Raw genomic sequence first — 21521 nt, forward strand, 5'->3', positions numbered from 1 at the left:
CTTTGCCTTCATCAGGCTGCCTCAGAAGCCCTTCAAGCCCTCGAACATAGCTCCACCACTCACCGACACTCTCTTGAATCCGCGCGCCGCAGTGACGCGCTCAGGCCGTAAATTAAATACACATGTTAATGTTGGCGCGCAATGCTCTCCCCGCCTCGCCTGCCCGCTTCATGGGGCGCTTTTAATGCAGATGCATGAGACGGCGCAGGGCGCACCAGGACTGGCGCGGCGAGGGTTAGAAAATATCGTAAGGCGCATGCAAAACCATGCACGCTATGCATGCATGGCTTTTTAGAGAAAAAATGCGGGGATTTACGGCGATTTTTTTATGCCGGGCACTGCTGTTCCAGTGCGATTTTTCGGTGCATAAATTTCAGGTTTTCGGCAGGCGTCGTGCGGCTGATGGCATCCTGTCGGGCGGCTGTTTCTGGCCGTAGTCCCGCACTGTTTAAAATATCCCGACTGGCCTCGGCGTACTCAATGGCCGGGCTGATGGTCATACTGACGGCCAGCGCTTCCCGCAGGTATTCCAGTGCCCGATCGGCGACCCGTGTGCGTAACAGCTCCGGTTGATGATTCAGTCCCATTAACTCCGGTGCCAGCGCACTGAGCAGCTCGGTGCCGTGACGTTGCATGAAGCTGCGCAGCTCCGTACGCACACTGACACGCAACAGTTCATCATGGGCATGTAGGTATCGATCGGCGTGTTGATTCATCTCCCACTGTTTCACGGCGATCAATTCACGCAGATAGGCCAGGCGATCGCCAGACTTGCCGCTGCTATCGGCCTGTAGGCTAGCCATCTCTAGCGTCGCCTTGGTCCATGCCTGACGGCTATCCTGCCAACGTGTTTTGGCCGCTTGGCACGCCATTGCCGCTTTTTGTAATGGGGTTGTCGTCATGTTGGTGTTCTCGGTTAATGTGAAAAGGGAGAGCGATAGCAACCGGATACCCGGCGCGGCTCCGCCTGTGGTGCTGGCCGTTCTGCCGTTACCGGCTTGGCTGGTTGATGGATAATTTCATCGATGGATTCCAGCGTGCGGAACGTCGCCGAGCAGTGAACATTGGTGCACTGGTGATAGCGCTGCTTGACGTTATCCGATAAGTATCGGCTGCTGCGGGTATGGGCGGATTTCCCGCAAAAAGGACAATGCATCATGCGATCAGCCCCCGTGCCTGAAGCTGGGCTTTACGCTGCTGCATTTCTTCGTAAAAACGCATGCTCTGTGCCGGTGTTGCGGCGAGCTCATAGTCCATATGGGGGAACGGGCTGGGCGATAACCCTATTTTGTACAGTACCGGCTCATCGTTTAAACGGATCTCATATTGGTCTACTTGCGCTTTCAGCCAGCGACTGATTTCTGCCAGAACCTCTTGTTCGGCTGATTCAATGTCATGATGGCCAGCGCGATAGCGTTGTTGTTGCAGGGCGAAAATTTTGAGCTTGATTGCCCGGATGAGTGCAGGGGCTCCCTGTGACAGGGTGGTCTCAAACTCGCGCTGCACGTAGTCGTTTAACAGCGAAAAGTGTGCATCACGGTAGGCTTTCGCCGAGCTGCAACATGTGCCCTTTTCCTGATCGAGTTCATAAGCCAATACCTCGGCAGCGTTCTCACACTCTTGCATCAGCTCCCGGCGGGCGACACGCTCCATATGCTGTTGCTTGAGCGCATCGGTGAGCACGGCGCCATTGCGCAGGAATTGCTCGCGCCAGGCTTGCGTATCATCGAGGCCCGTTTGTTCCAGACGGGTTTTCTGCTGTTTGGCCTGCTCGATGGCATGCTGGATTTCATCCATCCGGTGCACGTTATCCAGATGATGAGTTTTGGCGCTCTCCAGCACTTGGAATGCCTTATCCAGCACGGCGGGGATCGCCGTCTCTTGTTGGGGGTGAGTGGTCGGTTTCATGGTCTTCTCCTGCTGCGTTATCAAGGTGAAATCATTCTGCAACGCACCACACAACCACACGAGCGCTCACGGTTGTCGCAGGGATGGCACAAACAGAATCGGGCAGAACGGCAATCAGGAGGGCTAGCCAGAGAAAGGGTCGGGTAAGCTTCTCTCTCTGTTTGTTTTTCTATAAATAACTGTTCACTACTATTCACTATAAAGAAAAAGATAAGTAATACAGTAAATTAAACAGTGAACAGTTGAGATGAAACTATTCACCGACTGTTCACTACTGTTCACCGTTGACGATGCTCTGCTCTATGAGTCTCCTTTCATTATTTATAGTTATTTCGGGTAGATAGAATAATTAATATTCATTACTCAGATATCGGTATGGTAAATATAGGTAAATAATGGGCAATATAGGACAGTCATCATTTTTGTATAAAAATCACTCTGTTGTGTAGTGGGACACTACAACATCTCTTGTTGCCCTGCGTAGAAATATTCACAAAATAGAGAGCTACCCGAAGCCGGACGGACACGACCGGATTTGTATGGATTTTATGAGGTAGCCCTATGCACACTGCTTTTTCTTCCCCGTCCTCAGCCCCTGCCGCCCCGATGATGCCGGTTCCTGATTCGGTTCAGGAACGCTTTATCCGTCTGCCCGAAGTGATCCACCTTTGCGGGTTGTCGCGCTCAACCATTTACGATCTCATCAGCCGCGAGGCCTTTCCGAAACAAATCTCGCTCGGCGGTAAAAATGTGGCCTGGGTACAGTCGGAAATCACTGCGTGGATGGCCGATCGTATCGCCGACCGTAACCGGAGCTACGACGCATGATGATCCTCGCACCGCAAAACCCCCCTTTTTCTGGCTTGCGTCTGTTGGCTGTTTTTGGGTATAGTTTTTCCGCTGTCGCAAAATCGGCAGCCGGGCGTAGGAACCCGAGTTACTCAGTGGCGACACCAGACGCGCCAGGCGTCTTTTTTTGCGTCGTTGTCCAGGTACACCCATTTTCTGGGCTGTGGTGCTTACACCGTGGCCCAAGTCAGATAATGGTGGCCCGGGCGGGGCAGCCTTCGGGCTGGCCGGTATCCATTGAGGCCGGTATTCCTACCCCCGTTCGGGTCACCACCCATGAGCGTAGGAACTCCGGTGGTGGCATTTACCGCTACTCAATGGAGGTTGCCATCATGGCTACGATCCTCACCCCGTCACACCCGCAGTTTGTCTTTGTCTTCGCCGCTGTCCGCCGCGCCGATCGTCATTCCCATATCTGTATGCTGCGCACCGTAGCTGATAACGAACGCAGTGCCCGCCGTTCCCTTGCCCGTGAGTATGTCCTGTCCTTTGCCGGTCGCCTGCCGGTGACGGGGGTGTACGCATGAAGCATACCACTATCGCCTTGCAAGACCTCGAATGCCTCGATCACCTGCGCAATGTTGGCCAACTGGTCGGTGAACTGATGCAAGAGCGGGCATGTATAACCGTTCAACGTAACCCGGAGCAAAATCTCCAGCTCACCTCCCTGATATACCTGATGACCGCCCAGCTCAATAGCGTGGTCGAGCGCTGTAACCAGCATTGGCTTGCCGGGGAGGACAATGTATGACTACGCCATTACCGCCTGTCCTGCGTGCCGCGTTGTACCGCCGTGCCGTTGCCTGCGCCTGGCTGACCCTGTGCGCGCGTCAGCACCGCTATCAGGCATTCACCCTCGATACGCTGGAAAATGCCATTGCCACCGAGCTGGAGGGCTTTTACCTGCGCCAGCACGGCGAGGAGAAGGGCCGCCAGATTGCCTGTGCGTTACTGGAAGATTTAATGGAAGCCGGACCACTCAAGGCCGCCCCGTCACTGTCCTTTCTCGGCATTGCCGTGATGGATGAACTCTGCGCCCGTCACATTAACGCGCCGGTATTGCACTGAGGGAGAAAACAACAATGGACATGAACGTTACGGACACCGTTAATCTGGCGCGCGGCCACTGGTTACATATTTTATCGGCGCTGGGGATGAAGATAAGGAAAAACCGCCATCAGCCCTGCCCGATTTGTGGTGGTGATGCGCGTAGCGACCGCTTTCGCCTTGATGATCTGGAGGGGCGGGGTACGTGGTACTGCAATCGGTGTGGTTCAGGAGACGGGCTCAGGCTGGTCGAAAAGGTGTTCGGTGTGTTGGCCGTAGAGGCCGCCGATAAGGTGAATGCGGTGATCGGCAACCTGCCGCCGGTTGCCCCGAAGGTGATTGCGGCCGCAGAGGCCGGAACGGAGGCCGACCGCAAAGCGGCGACCGCGCTGGCCGTAAAACTCATGGAGAAAACCCGACCGGCCACAGCTCAGGGATAAAATCGCCCGGGAGCTGGTCGTCATCGTGCGCCAGCTCATGCAGACGTTCAGGGACCCGATGACCGCGCGCACACTGCTGCAGTCGCAGCAGAACTCCGACGAGGCACTCTGCATCAAGCGCGACGCCGACCCGACGTTTGATTTTTGTGGTTATCTGGAGGCACTGCCCGAGCCTGACGGTATGTATATGGGAAATGCGAATATCATCCCGCGACAGCCGCGCCTGTATCTGTATCACGCCTATCTGGTGTACATGGAGGCCCATGGCTACAGGAACGCACTCAGCCTAACCATGTTCGGCAAGGGGCTCTCAGCCATGCTCAAAGAGTACGGTCTGAATTACGATAAACGGCGCACAAATCAGGGCATGCAGACCAATCTCGCGCTCAGGGAGGAAAGCAACGCCGATTGGCTGCCGAAGTGCGATGAGCCCACCGCGACATAACCTACCCGGACCGGCATTGCTGGTCTTTTTTTATGTCTAAATCGGCAAGGTGAGAAACGGAGGATCGCCATCTAGTAATTGCTATCAATTGATCAAATGATTAATATTATTTTGATTCTTGTTGAGGGGGGGGCGTGGAATGCTTTTATTTTGTCACATGTTTTTTTGACAATATCAATAGTCAACGAATCAACTTCTTTACGGGAAATGTTTATTAAATTACTTGATGGTAACCCTATTCGAATCGATTGCGAGAAACTCAATGATTAAGGAGAACAATGATGAATACTGGTGATGACAGAATCAACCAAGAGTGGATAGCGCTGAACGCAATAAGAGGCATGGTAAAAATCGCTTCAAAAGGTAGCATGAGTAAATCTACATACGACAATGCGTTAGATTTGGGAGGGGTTCTTTATCCTGAACTACTCGGCCCTGACAATAGTCTTTTAAGACGGGAGCGTGAGAGTGATACCACTAAGGAAGGTGCGAATAAGCGGGGAAATTCTTCTCGGCTGACTCAGTCATTTCATTTCTTCATGTTTGAGCCGATTTTTTCTCCCGTAAATGCCTTGAATCAGCCTATTTAGACCGTTTCTTCGCCATTTAAGGCGTTATCCCCAGTTTTTAGTGAGATCTCTCCCACTGACGTATCATTTGGTCCACCCGAAACAGGTTGGCCAGGGTGAATAACATCGCCAGTTGGTTATCGTTTTTCAGCAGCCCCTTGTATCTGGCTTTCACGAAGCCGAACTGCCGCTTGATGATGCGAAACGGGTGCTCTACCTTGGCACGGATGCTGGCTTTCATGTATTCGATGTTGATGGCCGTTTTGTTCTTGCGCGGATGCTGCTTCAAGGTTTTTACCTTGCCGGGACGCTCGGCGATCAGCCAGTCCACATCCACCTCGGCCAGCTCCTCGCGCTGTGGCGCTCCTTGGTAGCCGGCATCGGCTGAGACAAATTGCTCCTCTCCATGAAGCAGATTACCCAGCTGATTGAGGTCATGCTCGTTGGCCGCGGTGGTGACTAGGCTGTGGGTCAGGCCACTCTTGGCATCGACACCAATGTGGGCCTTCATGCCAAAGTGCCACTGATTGCCTTTCTTGGTCTGATGCATCTCCGGATCGCGTTGCTGCTCTTTGTTCTTGGTAGAGCTGGGTGCCTCAATGATGGTGGCATCCACCAAAGTGCCTTGGGTCATCATGACGCCTGCTTCGGCCAGCCAGCGATTGATGGTCTTGAACAATTGACGGGCCAGTTGATGCTGCTCGAGCAGGTGGCGGAAATTCATGATGGTGGTGCGATCCGGCAGGGCGCTATCCAGGGATAATCGGGCAAACAGGCGCATGGAGGCGATTTCGTACAGGGCATCTTCCATGGCACCGTCGCTCAGGTTGTACCAATGCTGCATGCAGTGAATACGCAGCATGGTCTCCAGCGGATAGGGCCGTCGGCCATTGCCCGCCTTGGGATAAAACGGCTCGATGACAGCGGTCATATTCTGCCATGGCAGAATCTGCTCCATGCGGGAGAGGAAAATCTCTTTTCGGGTCTGACGGCGCTTAGTGCTGAATTCACTATCGGCGAAGGTGAGTTGATGGCTCATGATGTCCCTCTGGGATGCGCTCCGGATGAATATGATGATCTCATATCAGGAACTTGTTCGCACCTTCCCTAAGGAATATCGTCAAAAAGCTGAGCTCAGATCAATAAAAAATGAGTTCCCTATTACTGCGCTGGAACTTGTTTTGACGGATATTGAAGATTACGAATCACTCATATCAATAGCTAGAAAAAATAGAGGTGATAAACAAAAATCCGATCAACTCAAGAGGAGATTGGCTCAGCTTTTAAAAGCAAAATCTGAACTGGAGATAAAATCACACTCTGAAAATCAACTGATTTTTAGAGATGCTTATAATGCCGAGAGAAATCTTCCTGAATTATCTAAGGGGCATGCTTATAAAGACTTTGAATTGCCCGATGGTAATTATCTAAGGCTTCGTGTGCTACATCCAGATAGACCGGAGCATATTACTGGCGCAGATATAATATATGAGCGGCATAATGAGAAGTCAGGAAAGATAAGTGTGGTCATTGTTCAGTACAAAATATGGGAGGATAAAAAATTATACATATCAGATAGTAGAATGAGAGATCAAATAGATAAAATGAGAAAGTTTACGTGTGGAAATGATATTTGTTCTCTTCAAAAAGGAGATAATACTTATAGATTCCCTTGTTGCGCAGGATTCTTGAGACCAACTGACAGGTTGCAACATGCAGATCAAAAATTTATTTCCACGGGTGAACACCTACCTATCTGTAGAATAAATGACTGTAAATCAGTAGGAAAGCAAGGTGGTGAATTACTTGAATATGATAAAGTAAAAGAAGTATCTCTTTCTGCTGAGCTATTTGAAGAACTATTTAATAGGGGAAAGGTCGGTTCTAGAGAACTATCACGTGATGAGTTGGAAGTATTGTATAAGAATGCTTCGGTTATCGATGCACATGATACAGTCGTCATCTACGCACAGGAATTTTAAATGTCGACTCAAAGGTATACAGGTACACTTTTCTATTTAAATGAAAAAATGAGAATAGTACTTATATCTATCGCCAATTATGAATGATGTTGAATAAGATTGGGAGTAAGAAGATTGGTCAGCACTACAGGTGCCCCCCTTCATACTTAATAGAAGGCCATTTTTCTGTATGGTAGCAACAGTGAACAGTAAAGTGTTCACTGTTCACCAACCATTCACCACATAACTGTTTGAATATTAATTGAAAAAAGGCATTGTGAATAGTGTGAACAGTTTTCCCCAAAAAAAGTTTTTTTCTGTTCTTTAATTTGTATGAAAAATGAACTCGCCTGCCAATATGTATAGGAGTGTGTATAGATTTATTCTTCTATTTAATTTTTATAAATTAAATCATAATGTTACTATGTTTTATTGGTTCCTGTTATCTTCGCCATTCTCCGCCAAGAATGAGTCGATTTAAATGGTGTGCTGCGTCAGGTGATTCGGTGCGAGGTAGACCCTGCACACGATTCTGTGTAAATGCCTTTTTTAGACATGACCGTCCAGGCGGTCACCGAACTTGATAATAAAGCGACTTATCGCCATGCGCCGGCCCCTCAGCGGCATAGTCCATTTCTGTGACGCCGCCTGGGTTGCCAGCCACACCACCTTTTTCACTGTGTCATCCATCGGGAGCACCTTACGCTTTTTGATGGCGTGTCTGATCACGTTGTTTAGCGACTCGATGGTATTGGTCGTGTAGATCACAAGGTGGATGTCCGCTGGGTAGGAAAAGGAAGTGGTCAGGTTCTCCCAGTTGGCCTACCCGCGGCGTCTTATCTGCGGATCTCAGTTGCTCCAGTCGCTGGAGAGCGCTTCCAGCGCCTGCAAGCCTGTATCTTCCGTGGGAGCTTGGTCGATAGCTTTCAGGTCACGGGTGACGGCCTTGTACTCTTTCCCGGAGGCAAAACGCAGGCGGTTGTGCATCCTATGCATGATACATAATGGGATATGCTCCTACGGATACGCTGTATTAGGCCGCCAATACCAGCGATGAAAGCGTCGTTCAGTCCGTGATGCTTCTGCTCCGTCAGCACGCTTAGCCAGAATTCGGCGCCTTCATTTTCGGCTATCCACATCCCCGACAATGCTTTCTGGCCTTTGATATTGATACCCAGTGTTAGAAACACCGACTTATCGAGGATACGACTATATTGTCGAACGTTTAGAGAAATATTATCAAAATAAACAATTGGATCAGCTGAAGCCCGCGGCCGGTGCTGCCATGCGACAGCTGCGCATGACAGCATCGGCTCTCTTTGAGCGTCGCGCCGCTTCGACACAGATTTTCCTCAGCAGGCGATCGAACTGGTTGAGATTCTAAGGGGGATGATGTTGGCCAGTTGGTTAGTCAGAGCCGGCAACTGTTTTTCGTTCATAAATCAATCGGTATTTAATGTTGGATTGAACATATCAAAATCAATCAATTAGACAAATATATGCGCGGGCTTACCGATATCTGTGAGACTCAATAAATTTTTTTTCTTTGAGGTGTATTACCCTAATTTACATTTATCAATAATTTAAAAAGAGATGGAACAACTTAATCGAGCCATTGCATTACACCAATTACTATTGGATTTTCGCTACCCCGTTCCACGCTCAGTCATTCTGGAGCGGCTTGAGTGTTCTGCCAGTACCTTCAAACGGTTACTGGAATTGTTGCGAGACCGCTATCAGGCACCAATCCTATGGGATCCGGTCGCCCGAGGTTATCGTTACGATACCGATGATGGCCGATTTACCTTACCCGGTGTCTGGTTTACCGCATCAGAAGCCTTCGCCCTGTTGATGGCCAATCGTCTGCTACAAGATGTGCAGCCTGGACTACACCAACAGGGGCTGGCGCAACTGCAGGAGCGCATCGGCACATTACTCGGCCCCCAGTGGAAGGGTCAGGCAGACCGGCTGCGAGTTGAGAGCATAGGGCGCCAGTATGTAGCACCTGAACTCTTCCTACCCCTGGTGCAGGCCCTGTTTGCTAGGCATCGACTCCAACTCCACTATCGTGCAACCTCGCATCAGGCCGACATTCGGTGCGTTTCTCCCCAGCGCCTATGCTGGTATCGGGACAACTGGTACTTGCTCGCCTGGTGCCACGAACGAGAGGCACTCCGCATCTTCGCTTTGAGCCGCATTACCGAACCCCTTGAGCTTGATGAGACCGCCTACGACAGCGAGACGCAGGAGCTGGACGCACTCTTTTCCAGTGGCTATGGCATCTTTGTAGGCAGTACCTTGCAGCAAGCCGAGCTACGCTTTGATCCCAGCGTGGCCCCTTGGGTCAGAGATGTGCAGTGGCATCGAGATCAAATTCAGACATTAGAGCAGAGCGGCCATATTCGTCTGAGCTTTCCCTATGCCGATCAACGCGAACTGGTGCGTGACCTGATGCGCTTTAGCGGTGAGATCGACGTGCTGGCACCACCGGAGTTACGTCAGTGTGTGATAGCCGCCATGGTGGCGGGATTAAAAAAACATGGAGCAGGGACATCAGTAGTCCAGCCCCTGAGCCAGTGGGGGGAAGATAATGGCTAAGGTGATAAAACAAAGGGCGACTGCGATATGATAAACCGAAGGCGCAAAGCGGCGGATACGGAGTCACCGATCGCGGCTGTCCCCTTTGAATTGTGTCCGGCTAAGACCTATAAAGATCGGCAAGGCGTACCCCATTTGGGGCGGAGTGTGTTTAACCACTGTCAGATAGTGGGGCAAACGGCCAAAACTTTGCTGGAGCGGATACCCGCGACGATTCGACACTCACTCTTTCCACCCGGGAGTGCACTCCAGGCCGCTCTTCACGATATCGGTAAGGTCAGCCCCGTATTTTTCCTCAAATTACAGTGTGCGGTGGAGGGGGATCACTCCTCTTGGTTACAGCGAATGCCCCAATTTCGCGCAATACAGGAGTGTGAATGGGGGGGCCATGCTGGCGTCAGCGAGTTGGCCCTCGCCGCAATCACAAGCAACCCGTTTGTACCTAGCATCGCTGGGCAGCACCACGGCTTTAATCCGCCCGAGGTGATGTTGACGGCCGATGCGCCGCCTTTGGGAGGAGAGCCCTGGCAGACAGAGCGCTGCAAGCTGGTGGCGGCGTTACAACGGGCAATGGGGGAAGCGATCCCCATTATCACGACGCCGGCGCAGGCCAGAATATTGGCAGGGCTGACTACCGTAGCGGATTGGATTGGCTCTGGTCCTCACTTTGAAGATCCTGCCATCCCCTGGCAACCCAGAATAGGGCAAGCATTAGATGATGCCGGGTTTGTATTGCCTCAGGTACGTCATGGGCTGACCTTTGGTGATATTTTCACTGCTGAGGATGGGACTCCCTATCAACCCAATGAGCCTCAGCAGCTTCTCCACCAGCATAGCCAAGGCGTCGGTGTTTATGTGCTTGAGGCGCCCATGGGGCTTGGTAAGACCGAGGCGGCGCTCTATGCAGCCTACAAGATGTTGGAAGAGGGAAAGGCCACAGGCATCTATTTTGCGCTGCCCACTCAGCTGACATCTAACAAGCTGTTAGACCGCTTCAATGGCTACCTCAAGCAGATCCTGACCGCAGAGAGTCCACACCGTCACTCCCTACTGCTTCATGGCAGCGCCTGGTTGGTAAATCAGGAGTGGGGCGAAGAGGGTAAACCCGGCCGCAGCTGGTTTGACAGTGCCAAGCGTGGCCTGTTGGCACCCTTTGCCGTGGGTACCCTCGATCAGGCACTAATGGCCGCCATGAACGTCAAACACGGTTTTGTCAGGGCCTTTGGCCTGGCGGGCAAGGTGGTGATCCTCGATGAGGTACACAGTTACGATGCTTACACCGGAGTGATCCTCGACGAGCTGATCCGACTACTTCGCACCCTGCATTGTACTGTGATTATTCTCAGCGCTACGTTAAGCCAGGCTCGCCGCAGTGAGTTGCTCGGGCAGCCGGCACAGCGAGATGCCTACCCGCTCATCTCGGTATCACCAGGTATCACGCCATCACCGTTGCAAGAGCTCCCGGTGACACCGGAAGCATCCCGCGCAGTTCACCTGCAGTGCAAGGCCATGGCGGATCAGACTGTATTAGAGGAAGTGCTAAAGCGAGCGGCCCAAGACCAGCAGGTGCTGTGGATTGAAAATACGGTAGCTGAGGCACAGGAGCGTTATCTCGATCTGGCTGCCAGAGCCCAAGAGCTGGGGGTAGCCTGCGGTCTACTGCACTCTCGGTTTACCGCACTGCATCGGCAAAAAAACGAGGCTCATTGGGTTGGCTGCTATGGCAAAGTGGGCAGAGCTGCTCGCAGGGAGCAAGGGCGCATTTTGATAGGCACTCAGGTGCTTGAGCAATCACTTGATATTGATGCCGATTTTCTAGTCAGCCGCATGGCGCCTAGCGATATGCTGTTTCAGCGTTTGGGTCGCCTCTGGCGCCATGAACAGACACCTAGGCCGCCAGAAGCCAGTAGAGAGGCCTGGATCCTTGCCCCAGACCTTGATACAGCGCGCCAAGATCCCTATCAGGCCTTTGGTGCAACAGCCCACGTCTACTCACCTTATTTGCTTTGTCGTTCTTTAGAGGTGTGGCTTGTGCAGGTGAAGGAGGGGATGGTCTCCTTGCCTGACCATATCCGCACGCTGGTGGAGTCCACCTATCGGGAACGCGACGAAGATGACGCGATGGTGCGCTGGAAACGAGAGCTCTTTGAGGGTTCGCACCGGCGTAAAGGGGTTAATACGCTTCGGCAGCTGGCGCGACTTACGCTCTCCAAAGGAGGCAAGACCCTGCCCGAGGCCAAGGCACAAACCCGCTATAGCGAGCAAGAGAGCGGTAACTTGTTGCTCCTGTCGGGGCTATCTCTGAACAACCACGATCAGGCTACAACCCTGACCTTTCTCGATGGTGAGCAGATCATTATTCCATGGCATGGACATCGCCTTACTCCAGCAGAGTGGCGAGGCCGTGCGGCACGAGTGACCCAGCATCTAGTCAGCTGCCGTTTAAGCCAGCTGCCCCGGCCAGCGGAGCGGCTCTGGTGCCAAAAAGTAGGCCTGGGCCATGTACTGTATCTCGGCCATCCGGATCAGGATGACGCCGCTATTTCTATTGCCCTGGTCGCTACAGATCATCAATTACATGCTGTCGATGGGTGCTCCGCCCCCTTAAGCGATCGCCTCTCTTATCGCTATCGGGATGACATCGGTCTCATCATTACCCAATACAAGGAGTAAGCCGTGGAACATCGCTTCAATCTGATCGACGAACCCTGGATACCGGTGGCCGATAAAGGACGGGTCGGGCTTAAGGATATCTTCACCCACCCCGAATACCGGATGTTGGGTGGTAATCCGGTGCAAAAGGCTGCCATTTTGAAGCTACTGCAGGCTATCGCCCAAGCCGCGACGACACCGAAAGATATGGCGGCGTGGCAGCAACTGGGTTGGCAAGGCATGGCAGAGCGGGTCTGTCGCTATCTAGCCCAGTGGCACGATCGCTTCTATCTCTACGGCCCGACCCCTTTTCTTCAAATGCCTGCCATTGCCAAAGCCGCTATCAAGAGTTTTGGCACCGTGCAGCCCAATGTGGCGACCGGCAATACCACGGTGTTGACCCAGTCCCAAGCTGAGCAGCCGCTCGATGATGGCGAGCGGGCGCTGCTATTGATCACCCAGATGGGGTTTGCGCTGGGGGGGAAGAAGACCGACAACAGCGTAGTGCTAACACCGGGTTACACCGGTAAGAGCAATGATAAAGGGAAGCCATCAACGGGCAAGCCAGGCCCCTCTGTTGCATATATGGGCTTACTGCATAATTACTGTTTGGGCACATCATTGCTAGAGAGTATCTGGCTCAACCTCTTTACCGAGGCTGAAATTGCTGATCTCACTCTTTATCCATCTGGCTTGGGTATAGCGCCTTGGGAGAAGATGCCAGAGGGGGAGGATTGCCAAGTTGCTAAACAGCTCAAGGGCTCTCTGATGGGGCGGTTGGTTCCATTGTGCCGCTTCTGCTTATTGGCCGATGAGGGACTGCATTACTCCGAAGGTATTGCACATGGCAACTACAAAGAGGGCGTCTTCGACCCTTCAGTGGCGATCGATATTAGCGGTAAGGAGCCCAAGGCGCGCTGGGCAGACCCCGAGCGCCGTCCTTGGCGCGAATTGACCAGCCTGCTCGGTTTTATCGATCAAGGAGGAAAATCGCTTGATTGTTATCAGATTAAACTGGCTTTGCGCAAAGCTAAAAAGCAGGTAGCTCACTTTGCTATCTGGTCTGGGGGATTAAGGGTCAGCAGTAATGCCGGTGAACAATATGCCTCCGGTTCAGACGATATGGTCGAGTCGCTTTGCTGGCTCTCTCCTAGCCACGTTAACGCGCTCTGGTTTAACCGTTTTCAAACCGAGATAGGCCAGTTAGATGGGCTGGCCAAGACCCTTTACGGCTGCGTGATAGGCTATTACAAGGCACAGATGATGGAGGGTGAGTCGCTCGCCAAACAGGCGAGCAACCTTTTCTGGCAGCTCTGCGAGCGTCAGAGTCAGGCTCTGATCGATGGTTGTGATGAGGTAAAGGCTCGACAACAGCTGCGCCGTCAATTTGCCCGCTATACCACTCAGGTATTTGACCAGTTTTGCCCCCATCAAACGGCGCGTCAGATGGATGCCTGGGCCAAAACCAAGCCAAACCTCTCCGCCTATTTGCAACAGGAGCAATCATGAATACGCAACCGCAAGCCTCACAGCGTCGCGAGGTGGATTTTGTCGCCTACCTCTGTCAGCGCTGCCAAAACGACAAGGGATTTGCCGCCCGGCTGCGCCGTGCCGATAACCCTGCTACCGAGTATCAAAGTTGGGACACCCTCGCCGCCTTCGGGATCAATCTGGAGTGGGCCGAAGAGCGCCAGCCATTTGCCCTGATTGCCGCCGCCGTGGCACGCAGCGATCAGGCATGCAATGGTACCTTGCCACTGGGGCAGGCGATAGCCCTCGCTTTTAGCGAGGGGCGCGAGAGCGATCAAGCCAAAGCCAGGCTACGCCGCCTGCTTGCCTGTGACGATACCGAAGAGGTATGCCGCATTTTGCGTCCGTTGTTGACGTTGATCCGGAGTCGGGTCAATCAACCCCTCGATTACGCGGCGCTGCTGGTGGACTTACGCTGGTTTCATCGCAGTGCAGATCGCGCCAAAGCACGCTGGGCTCAACAGTTCTACGGCCGGCAGGAAAAGGAGATAACAGTATGACCCTCTATGCCAGCGTGTTACGCCTCGATCGGGCCGCAGTGAAAGCGCTGCGAGTGACCGACCTCTACTCACTACACCGGGTGGTTTACACACTGTTTGAGGACGTACGTTCAGAGATGCAAAAGCAGGCCAGCGTACCAAGCGGAATCCAATGGGTCGATAAAGGGGGAGATCACCGTTGTCGCCAGATCTTGCTGCTCTCGGACCGCCTTCCTCAAACCGGTGAATACGGTGAGGTTGAATCACGTCCGCTGCCTGACGATTTTCTAGCGCATCGTCACTACCGCTTTGCCGTTACCGTCTCTCCGACCAGACGCGATAACCAGAGCCGTCAACTCAAGCCAGTGAAAGGGCGAGAGGCTATTGCCGACTGGTTTATCGAGCGCGCGGCCACAAACTGGGGCTTTTATATCGACCCTGAGCGTATTCAGGTCGATGACGTGAGAGTGGCCCAGTTCAAGGGCAACGCTGAGCGAGCTATCACGCTGCAGCAGGCAACCCTGAGCGGTTATCTCACCGTGACCGACCCCGAACGTTTTGCCATGAGCGTAGCCAACGGAGTGGGCCGTGGCCGCGCCTTTGGCTGTGGCCTGTTGCAAGTCGTTCCCCTTATCGAACTCCCTCTATTCTGACAAGGAATCATCATGAATAACGCGCTGAAAAATACCCGTATTGAGTTTCACATCCTGCAGTCTTTTCCGGTTACGTGTCTGAACCGGGACGATGTAGGAGCCCCCAAAACGGCCGTCGTCGGTGGCGTCACCCGCGCCAGGGTTAGCTCCCAATGCTGGAAGCGTCAGGTGCGTCTGGCCATGCAAGCGTTTGGTATTAAGCTGGGTATTCGCACTAAAAAGGTCGCTGATCTTGTCACAGAACACTGCATCAAACTGGGTGCAGCACAGGAGCCTGCTCAGGCGTGTGCGAGCAAGATTGCCGAGCTATTGGCCGATGATACCTTGCTGTTTATTAGCGACAGTGAGGCTGAAGCCTTAGCGGATTATGCTAGAGAGCAGGAGTTCGATTCTAACAAGATCAAAGATAAAGAGCTGGCTAAGCGGGCTAAAAAAAACCTCAACCCAGCCCTGGATGCGCTCGATATTGCTCTCTTTGGGCGCATGGTTGCCAAGGCCGCAGACATGAATGTCGAAGCCGCCGCCTCTTTCAGCCATGCCATCTCGACTCACAAGGTGGCCAATGAGGTGGAGTTCTTCACCGCGCTGGATGATCGGCAAGACGAGCCCGGTTCGGCCCACATGGGGGGTCTGGAATTTAACTCCGCTACCTACTACCGCTATATCAGCCTGGATCTGGGGCAACTCGCCGACACCATGGGTGGGGATGAACTCAATAAAGACCAGTTGAAACAGGCCATCGCCGCCTTTACCAAGGCGCTGTTTGTCGCGGTTCCCGCGGCTCGTCAGACAACCCAGTCCGGCGCCAGCCCGTGGGAGTTTGCCAAGGTGCTGGTTCGTAAAGGACAGCGCTTGCAGGTGCCCTTTGATGAACCTGTAAAAGCCGCTGGTCGTGGCTTTTTAGTCCCCAGCGTAGCAGCACTCAAAGGCTATATCAGCAAGAAAGAGGCGCTCACCGGCAGCCTGTTTGGCAAGCTGGGAGATTATGAGTGGGGTGAGGACGAGGCATTCAGTGTGGATCACCTGATCGCTAAGTTACAAAACCATGTGGAGTAAGTCATGAGTCAACCTTACCTGTTGCTATGGCTGGAGGGGCCGCTACAAAGTTGGGGACACGACTCCCGCTTTGGACGACGTGAGACCCTGCCTTTTCCAACTAAGTCCGGGGTACTCGGGGTGGTCTGTGCCGCCTTGGGCGCGAGTGGCCCTCAGACATCCCTACTTGCCCAATTTGCCGATCTTGATATGCAGGTCCACAGCTTTGCTCGTCGTGACAAGAATGGGGCGCTCGTGCCCCGAGAGCCTTTGTTACGCGATTTTCATATGGTGGGCAGTGGTTACGATGACAGGGACCCTTGGCAGAGTCTGCTGATCCCCAAAACCCGTGAAGGAAAGAAAGCGGTGGGGGGAGGCATAAAGATGACCTACCGCTATTACCTGCAAGACCAGGCGTTTGCTGTACTGCTCCAGACTCCTGCTGGCCTGTTAACCGAGGTCGTCCTGGCTCTGCAAAATCCGGTCTGGGATCTCTCCCTCGGCAGAAAAACCTGCGTGCCCAGCGAGTTTATCTTTCAGGGACAATTTGCCAACCGGGATGATGCGCTGACAGCCGCCCTCAATCTGGCCGAGCAGAAGCAACGAACCCAGGACTTTATGGTGGTCCAGGGTGCTACTGAAGGGGGAGAACTGCTGACATTAAACGATGTTCCGCTGCAGTTTGGTCAGCATAAGCGTTATCGGGATCGGCAGGTGACGCTAATAAACGAGGGCTAAACCATGAGTCGTGGTCAGCGTCTATTCGTCAAGATCACCCGGGAGTCTCTACCTCAGGTTAAGGATAAATACCCCTTTATCTACCTAGAGCGCGGGCGCTTAGAGATTGATGATAGCAGCTTAAAGTGGCTCGATGCCGAAGGGCAGGTTGTACGTTTACCGGTAGCGACGCTCAACGCCATCCTGTTAGGCCCTGGAACCAGCTTGACTCATGAGGCTGTTAAAACGGCTGCAGCGGCCAACTGTGCTATCTGTTGGGTGGGTGAGGATAGTCTGCTCTTCTATGCGGCGGGTTTTTTACCCACCGCAAGTACGCGCAACCTCCAGCATCAGATGCGGCTAGCCTGTAATAAAAAGTCATCCCTTGAGGTAGCTCGCCGCATGTTTGCCTATCGTTTTCCCGATGCGGATTTGGCAGGTAAGAGCCTCAAGGAGATGATGGGCATGGAGGGTAGCCGGGTACGCGCCCTATATCAGCAAAAGGCCCAGCAATATGGGGTTGGTTGGCGAGGGCGTCAGTATATTCCGGGAAAGATGGAAATTAGCGATACAACCAACCGAGTGCTCACTTCAGCTAATGCTGCTCTCTACGGCATCCTTTGCTCGGCGTTGCATGCCATGGGTTATTCCCCGCACATGGGGTTTATTCACTCAGGTAGCCCGCTGCCTTTCGTCTACGATCTGGCCGATCTTTATAAAGAGAACCTCTGTATCGATCTTGCCTTCTCCCTGACGCGTGAGATGGCGGGTCGTTATGAGAAGGCTCTGGTTTCATCTCGTTTTCGAGAGCGGGTGATAGAACTGAATTTGCTCGCGAGTGTAGCCAGAGATATACCACAGCTACTTGGAGGGGCAAATATTGATGCTGATAGTGCTAGCTAACGATTTACCTCCAGCAGTTCGAGGACGAATGAAACTTTGGTTTATTGAACCGCGGCCAAATACCTTCGTTTCCGGTATCAAGGATTCGGTTGCTGACACAGTGATCGAATACCTTTATCAACACTGCTCACCGGCAGCGGGTGTGGTGATATTTAAAAGCATTGCTAGAACACCGGGATATCAGATCCATACCATAGGATCACCGACTAAGACGCTCTGTGAGATCAATGGCCTGCAGTTGGTGATAGAAAAGCGACTCGAGCAGTAAGTTAACCACAATATGTAGTTGGTTTAGTATGCTCTTTAACAATATAATGGGGTCTTCCCCACGTCCGTGGGGGTGTTTCCTCGGCATGATTACCGATAGCGATAAAGCTGCTGTCTTCCCCACGTCCGTGGGGGTGTTTCTTCCGGGCAGGACGACCACTTCACGGCTGATGTAGTCTTCCCCACGTCCGTGGGGGTGTTTCTGCTTATGGAGCCGGAAACATGCGCGTACTAAAGTCTTCCCCACGTCCGTGGGGGTGTTTCTGCAACTACTCAACATCGTAGCGCCGAAAGGAAGTCTTCCCCACGTCCGTGGGGGTGTTTCTCAGCAGCACACCAATGATCCACTCAATGTGACGTCTTCCCCACGTCCGTGGGGGTGTTTCTCTGGCCCACGAAAAAACACCCTGGCGCCGGGGGTCTTCCCCACGTCCGTGGGGGTGTTTCCGTTTGGTGATGTTAGTTGCGCTGATCGTCTCCGTCTTCCCCACGTCCGTGGGGGTGTTTCTCGCCGACAGCGCACTCAGCGCCGACGCGGCCTGTCTTCCCCACGTCCGTGGGGGTGTTTCTCGTTGAGCCAGTCTTTTTCCATGTATGTGCCGGTCTTCCCCACGTCCGTGGGGGTGTTTCCGACGCTTTAAGCTCTACACCGGTCGCCTGAGCGTCTTCCCCACGTCCGTGGGGGTGTTTCTGATTGATGGCTGTGTAGCGCGGTTACGTAAATGTCTTCCCCACGTCCGTGGGGGTGTTTCCAATCGGCAACGATCCAAAATGGTTGTCATGAGGTCTTCCCCACGTCCGTGGGGGTGTTTCCGTACAAGGCGCTGTTAGCCGGAACCAAATTGCGTCTTCCCCACGTCCGTGGGGGTGTTTCTCTCACACCTATCTGTCCGGCAACATCGAGTGCGTCTTCCCCACGTCCGAGGGGTGTTTCCAAAAGTCAGCCAGTGAACCGTCTCGGTTTTGTGGGAGAGCGTTAAGTCCGGGAGTTCAGGCTGCCATAGCCTCGTTCCCGATGGGAGCGTAATACACTTTTTCTGCCTCAGCGGGTGGGATGTGACTCAGCCGCTCAAGCAACCGACGATTGTTGTACCAGTCCACCCACGCCAGTGTGGCCAGCGCCACTTCCTGCCAGTTTCTCCAGCTCTGTCGGTGTTTTGTACAGACCGTTGATACTTTCGGCCATGGCATTATCATAAGAGTCACCCGTACTGCCCGTTGAAGCTAGAAGCTCCGCCTCCTGTAGCCGCTGTGTGTACGCTAGCGATACGTACTATGAGCCTTTGTCGCTGTGATGAAGGGGGGCTGATGGCCGACGGGCCCACAGCGCCAGCTCCAGCGCGTCCAGTACGAACGCTGTCTCTTGGTCAGTGAAGCCTGGATCGCCAGTGGGGGTTCCGCCGGTGTCAGAAGCATCGCCACGATGGTCACTATGAAGGCCGTAAAACTCGGCCGATGGCTGGCCGGGCGGGTGATGAAGGAACTGGGTATCTCCAGTTGTCAGATGCCGGGGCATAAATACAAACGAGGGGGCAATGAGCATGTTGAACCCCTAATCTTCTTGCTCGGCAGTTTACCGCCACAGCGCCAGACCAGGCCTGGTGCGGCGATGTGACCTACATCTGGACGGGCAAGCGGTGGGCTTATCTGGCCGTAGTGCTGGATCTGTTCGCCCGCAAACCGGTGGGCTGGTCGTTACCGTATTCACCAGACTCAGACCTCACCATAAAAGCACTTCAGATGGCATGGGCGTTACGAGGACGGCCATCTGGCGAGTGATCAAGGGAGCCATTATACCAGCCGTAAGTACCGGTAGGTGTTGTGGCGCTACCGGATCACACAGAGTATGAGTCTGCGGGGAAACGGCTGTGATAACAGTCCGATGGAGCGGTTCTTCCGAAGTCTGAAGAGTGAATGGGTGCTGACGACGGGCTACAAAAGCTTCGGGGAAGCACGGTCATCCATAGCCCGGTATATCACGGGGTACTACAGTGCTCTCAGGCCTCACAGGTATAACGGCGGCTTAACGCCAAATAAATCAGAGTGACTGTTTCATGAACAGTCAGGTCGTGTGGCCAAAATTAGTTGACCACTACACAGTTAACCCTCTTCAGACTGAGCTCGTTTGATTCCTAGCGTTCTCTGTTCCGCTGTAAGTTTTTTTCAAAACGGACTAATCCGGCCATCATTGTTAACGTGGCTTTACCAACTGGCATTGTCAGGTCGAATTTTTCACGCAACCTAATAACCTTCTCCCCTTGGCCTGTAGTATCTCAAGGGTTGATAGGTCGTCAATCATGTTACATTCGGTTCCGCACGAACAGGTTGGTCAGGGCCTGTCGCCGAAGGCGAGTCATACAGAGGTTCAGTTCTGGTAAAAGGGGAAGTATGTGGCGCAGCATCCGCGCATGAGTATAAGCACACCAACAATCCGCCCGGACCAGAGGATTTCAATGTCGTCGAAGATGTTTTCCCGGGCTAGCTCCCGGGTTTTATAGCGGCGTTTTCCGTAGTACTTTTTTTTCAGTGAACTGAAGAAGGATTCGACCACGACACTGATGCTCCGATGTAAAGAGTTGACGATTTGCATATGCAAAATCTGAAAAAGTCAGTGGATAGAGTTCGCGCACGATATAGTATTTTAAACATCTGATGATCTCTTTGGTTGGTAGTTATTTGCCAGTTCGCCTGTCTACACTGACTTTGTCACTCTGTTTACTCGATAAACTTTTACCGTATATATTATATGAGGCATGATTAGAGTCTTACATTATATATATCAAGATGGCTCGAGTAGAGAATTTCGTTTCCATTGAGATGCTAAAACACGATGTCAATATATGTGGCTATTAACTCATAATAATGAAGGCTGTTCTTTTGCTCTTTCTTTTTCGACTCACTTAAACTTAAACAGTATGTGATTAAAATCATATCATGCTTTTGTAAAAAATCACGACTTATTCCTAATAAATTAAAGTCAGCAAGGAAAATAAAATCCTCATTTGGATTGTCGCAATAGCAAGAGAATTTATCATTTCCGATAAATTTATGAAAGTATAAAATTGCGGTGTTTTGCATCTTGGTTAAACTTGACGTAGCCGAAATCTCTTGCTCTATATATTCCATGTAAACCTCTGTTCATCTATGTGGGAGATACAGATGCACATGCTACTGAAACCTGTAATATACAGCCAATTATTTCGTGTTTTAAAAAAGAATATGTATTCATAATTGATAAGATTATAGCCTCCGCTACGTAATCGACATGAGTGCTTGGTTGCCATCAGCTATATTGACGGGGATTTAATGGTTACAATGGTTTTGTTGAATAAATCAAATTTCGGGTGGGTTTTCCGGCTACCAGCCTGATTCTCTGGTGAAAATACGTTGCCTGTTGCTCCATGTTCGTACCATGGATCCTATGTTGCCTGACCTCTGTAGGCCCACAGCGTCAGTAAAACTCCCAAC

General features: G+C 52.4%; 20 protein-coding genes, 6 pseudogenes and 1 CRISPR repeat array. Of the genes and pseudogenes, 18 read left to right on the top strand and 8 right to left on the bottom strand.

The features are described 5' to 3' along the window. Positions 1-326 precede the first annotated feature (326 nt). From ETEE_RS11895 to ETEE_RS11900, 3 genes are read right to left on the bottom strand one after another with little or no spacing between them, the layout of a single operon-like run. Positions 327-902 (bottom strand): phage polarity suppression protein, encoded by a 576-nt coding sequence (locus ETEE_RS11895; protein WP_038631454.1) that lies wholly within the window; start codon positions 900-902, stop codon positions 327-329. A gap of 14 nt (positions 903-916) precedes the next feature. Continuing rightward, positions 917-1159 (bottom strand): ogr/Delta-like zinc finger family protein, encoded by a 243-nt coding sequence (locus tag ETEE_RS20135; protein WP_071881907.1) that lies wholly within the window; start codon positions 1157-1159, stop codon positions 917-919. Continuing rightward, positions 1156-1908 (bottom strand): hypothetical protein, encoded by a 753-nt coding sequence (locus ETEE_RS11900; protein WP_049703718.1) that lies wholly within the window; start codon positions 1906-1908, stop codon positions 1156-1158. Before ETEE_RS11900 ends, ETEE_RS20135 begins: the two co-directional genes overlap by 4 nt. 561 nt (positions 1909-2469) lie before the next feature. On the opposite strand from ETEE_RS11900, the gene ETEE_RS11905 reads away from it, so the two are divergent. The 7 genes and pseudogenes from ETEE_RS11905 (at position 2470) to ETEE_RS21005 (ending at position 5279) form a co-directional block, all read left to right on the top strand. Further along, entirely contained in the window at positions 2470-2736 is a 267-nt protein-coding gene (locus ETEE_RS11905) for a helix-turn-helix transcriptional regulator (protein ID WP_034166061.1), read from the top strand. Then, positions 2733-3284, top strand: a complete 552-nt coding sequence (locus tag ETEE_RS20140; RefSeq protein WP_071881908.1) for a host cell division inhibitor Icd-like protein — start codon at positions 2733-2735, stop codon at positions 3282-3284. The genes ETEE_RS11905 and ETEE_RS20140 overlap by 4 nt, the downstream gene beginning before the upstream one ends. Further along, positions 3281-3508: a hypothetical protein gene (locus ETEE_RS11915; protein ID WP_034166062.1), complete on the top strand. Its 228-nt coding sequence runs from the start codon at positions 3281-3283 to the stop codon at positions 3506-3508. The genes ETEE_RS20140 and ETEE_RS11915 overlap by 4 nt, the downstream gene beginning before the upstream one ends. Continuing rightward, positions 3505-3825 (top strand): DUF5375 domain-containing protein, encoded by a 321-nt coding sequence (locus tag ETEE_RS11920; RefSeq protein WP_034166063.1) that lies wholly within the window; start codon positions 3505-3507, stop codon positions 3823-3825. The genes ETEE_RS11915 and ETEE_RS11920 overlap by 4 nt, the downstream gene beginning before the upstream one ends. Before the next feature lie 86 nt (positions 3826-3911). Then, positions 3912-4244: a primase-helicase zinc-binding domain-containing protein gene (locus tag ETEE_RS22340; RefSeq protein WP_370634779.1), complete on the top strand. Its 333-nt coding sequence runs from the start codon at positions 3912-3914 to the stop codon at positions 4242-4244. Next, a pseudogene (locus tag ETEE_RS22345) lies at positions 4228-4689 on the top strand (winged helix-turn-helix domain-containing protein); the annotation flags it as partial. The gene ETEE_RS22340 and the pseudogene ETEE_RS22345, both read left to right, overlap by 17 nt. A 281-nt stretch (positions 4690-4970) precedes the next feature. Then, positions 4971-5279, top strand: a complete 309-nt coding sequence (locus ETEE_RS21005) for a hypothetical protein (protein WP_038631457.1) — start codon at positions 4971-4973, stop codon at positions 5277-5279. Positions 5280-5316: 37 nt separating this feature from the next. Here ETEE_RS21005 and ETEE_RS11940 read toward each other — a convergent pair whose 3' ends face one another. Then, positions 5317-6297: an IS5-like element ISKpn26 family transposase gene (locus ETEE_RS11940; protein ID WP_000019440.1), complete on the bottom strand. Its 981-nt coding sequence runs from the start codon at positions 6295-6297 to the stop codon at positions 5317-5319. A 25-nt stretch (positions 6298-6322) separates the two neighbouring features. Between ETEE_RS11940 and ETEE_RS11945 the strand changes: the two genes are divergently transcribed. After that, on the top strand, positions 6323-7240 hold the full coding sequence (locus tag ETEE_RS11945) for a hypothetical protein (RefSeq protein WP_144242810.1): 918 nt from the start codon (positions 6323-6325) through the stop codon (positions 7238-7240). Between the two features lie 528 nt (positions 7241-7768). On the opposite strand, the pseudogene ETEE_RS21895 reads toward ETEE_RS11945, so the two are convergent. After that, a pseudogene (locus ETEE_RS21895) lies at positions 7769-8562 on the bottom strand (IS256 family transposase); the annotation flags it as partial. A gap of 250 nt (positions 8563-8812) precedes the next feature. Between ETEE_RS21895 and ETEE_RS11960 the strand changes: the two are divergent. Genes ETEE_RS11960 through cas2e form a run of 9 tightly spaced genes read left to right on the top strand, consistent with a single transcriptional unit; the run spans position 8813 to position 18054 of the window. Further along, positions 8813-9817, top strand: coding sequence for a helix-turn-helix transcriptional regulator (locus ETEE_RS11960; RefSeq protein WP_034165912.1), 1005 nt, complete (start codon positions 8813-8815; stop codon positions 9815-9817). 27 nt (positions 9818-9844) lie between these two features. Beyond that, positions 9845-12490 (top strand): CRISPR-associated helicase Cas3', encoded by a 2646-nt coding sequence (gene cas3 / locus ETEE_RS11965; RefSeq protein WP_034165911.1) that lies wholly within the window; start codon positions 9845-9847, stop codon positions 12488-12490. A gap of 3 nt (positions 12491-12493) precedes the next feature. After that, positions 12494-13978, top strand: coding sequence for a type I-E CRISPR-associated protein Cse1/CasA (gene casA, locus ETEE_RS11970; RefSeq protein WP_034165910.1), 1485 nt, complete (start codon positions 12494-12496; stop codon positions 13976-13978). Next, positions 13975-14499: a type I-E CRISPR-associated protein Cse2/CasB gene (casB, locus tag ETEE_RS11975; RefSeq protein WP_034165909.1), complete on the top strand. Its 525-nt coding sequence runs from the start codon at positions 13975-13977 to the stop codon at positions 14497-14499. Before casA ends, casB begins: the two co-directional genes overlap by 4 nt. Continuing rightward, the gene (gene cas6e, locus ETEE_RS11980; RefSeq protein WP_034165908.1) at positions 14496-15131 is read left to right on the top strand and encodes a type I-E CRISPR-associated protein Cas6/Cse3/CasE; all 636 of its coding nucleotides are present in this window, start codon (positions 14496-14498) and stop codon (positions 15129-15131) included. Before casB ends, cas6e begins: the two co-directional genes overlap by 4 nt. Before the next feature lie 12 nt (positions 15132-15143). Beyond that, positions 15144-16187: a type I-E CRISPR-associated protein Cas7/Cse4/CasC gene (gene cas7e, locus ETEE_RS11985; protein ID WP_034165907.1), complete on the top strand. Its 1044-nt coding sequence runs from the start codon at positions 15144-15146 to the stop codon at positions 16185-16187. A 3-nt stretch (positions 16188-16190) separates the two neighbouring features. Continuing rightward, the gene (cas5e, locus tag ETEE_RS11990; RefSeq protein WP_034165906.1) at positions 16191-16904 is read left to right on the top strand and encodes a type I-E CRISPR-associated protein Cas5/CasD; all 714 of its coding nucleotides are present in this window, start codon (positions 16191-16193) and stop codon (positions 16902-16904) included. A 3-nt stretch (positions 16905-16907) separates the two neighbouring features. Next, a complete protein-coding gene (gene cas1e, locus ETEE_RS11995; protein WP_034165905.1) occupies positions 16908-17786 on the top strand; it encodes a type I-E CRISPR-associated endonuclease Cas1e in 879 nt (292 codons plus the stop codon). Positions 17787-17814: 28 nt separating this feature from the next. Next, positions 17815-18054 carry a type I-E CRISPR-associated endoribonuclease Cas2e gene (gene cas2e / locus ETEE_RS20155; protein ID WP_235439428.1) on the top strand — a complete coding sequence of 80 codons (240 nt, stop codon included), beginning with the start codon at positions 17815-17817 and terminating at the stop codon, positions 18052-18054. A gap of 51 nt (positions 18055-18105) precedes the next feature. Further along, positions 18106-18988: direct repeats of the CRISPR family, unit length 28 nt; unit sequence GTCTTCCCCACGTCCGTGGGGGTGTTTC. A 55-nt stretch (positions 18989-19043) separates the two neighbouring features. On the opposite strand, the pseudogene ETEE_RS21010 reads toward cas2e, so the two are convergent. Next, positions 19044-19413 (bottom strand): annotated as a pseudogene (locus ETEE_RS21010) (integrase core domain-containing protein); the annotation flags it as partial. A 3-nt stretch (positions 19414-19416) separates the two neighbouring features. Here ETEE_RS21010 and ETEE_RS20165 point away from each other — a divergent pair. Next, positions 19417-20100, top strand: a pseudogene (locus ETEE_RS20165) (IS3 family transposase); the annotation flags it as partial. A gap of 62 nt (positions 20101-20162) precedes the next feature. Here the strand turns inward: ETEE_RS20165 and ETEE_RS21900 are convergent. Then, positions 20163-20355, bottom strand: a pseudogene (locus tag ETEE_RS21900) (recombinase family protein); the annotation flags it as partial. Between the two features lie 135 nt (positions 20356-20490). Beyond that, positions 20491-20610: pseudogene (locus ETEE_RS21905) on the bottom strand (IS3 family transposase); the annotation flags it as partial. Between the last annotated feature and the right edge of the window lie 911 nt (positions 20611-21521).

Origin of the sequence: Edwardsiella anguillarum ET080813, assembly GCF_000264765.2 — a bacterium.
Taxonomy (GTDB): domain Bacteria; phylum Pseudomonadota; class Gammaproteobacteria; order Enterobacterales; family Enterobacteriaceae; genus Edwardsiella; species Edwardsiella anguillarum.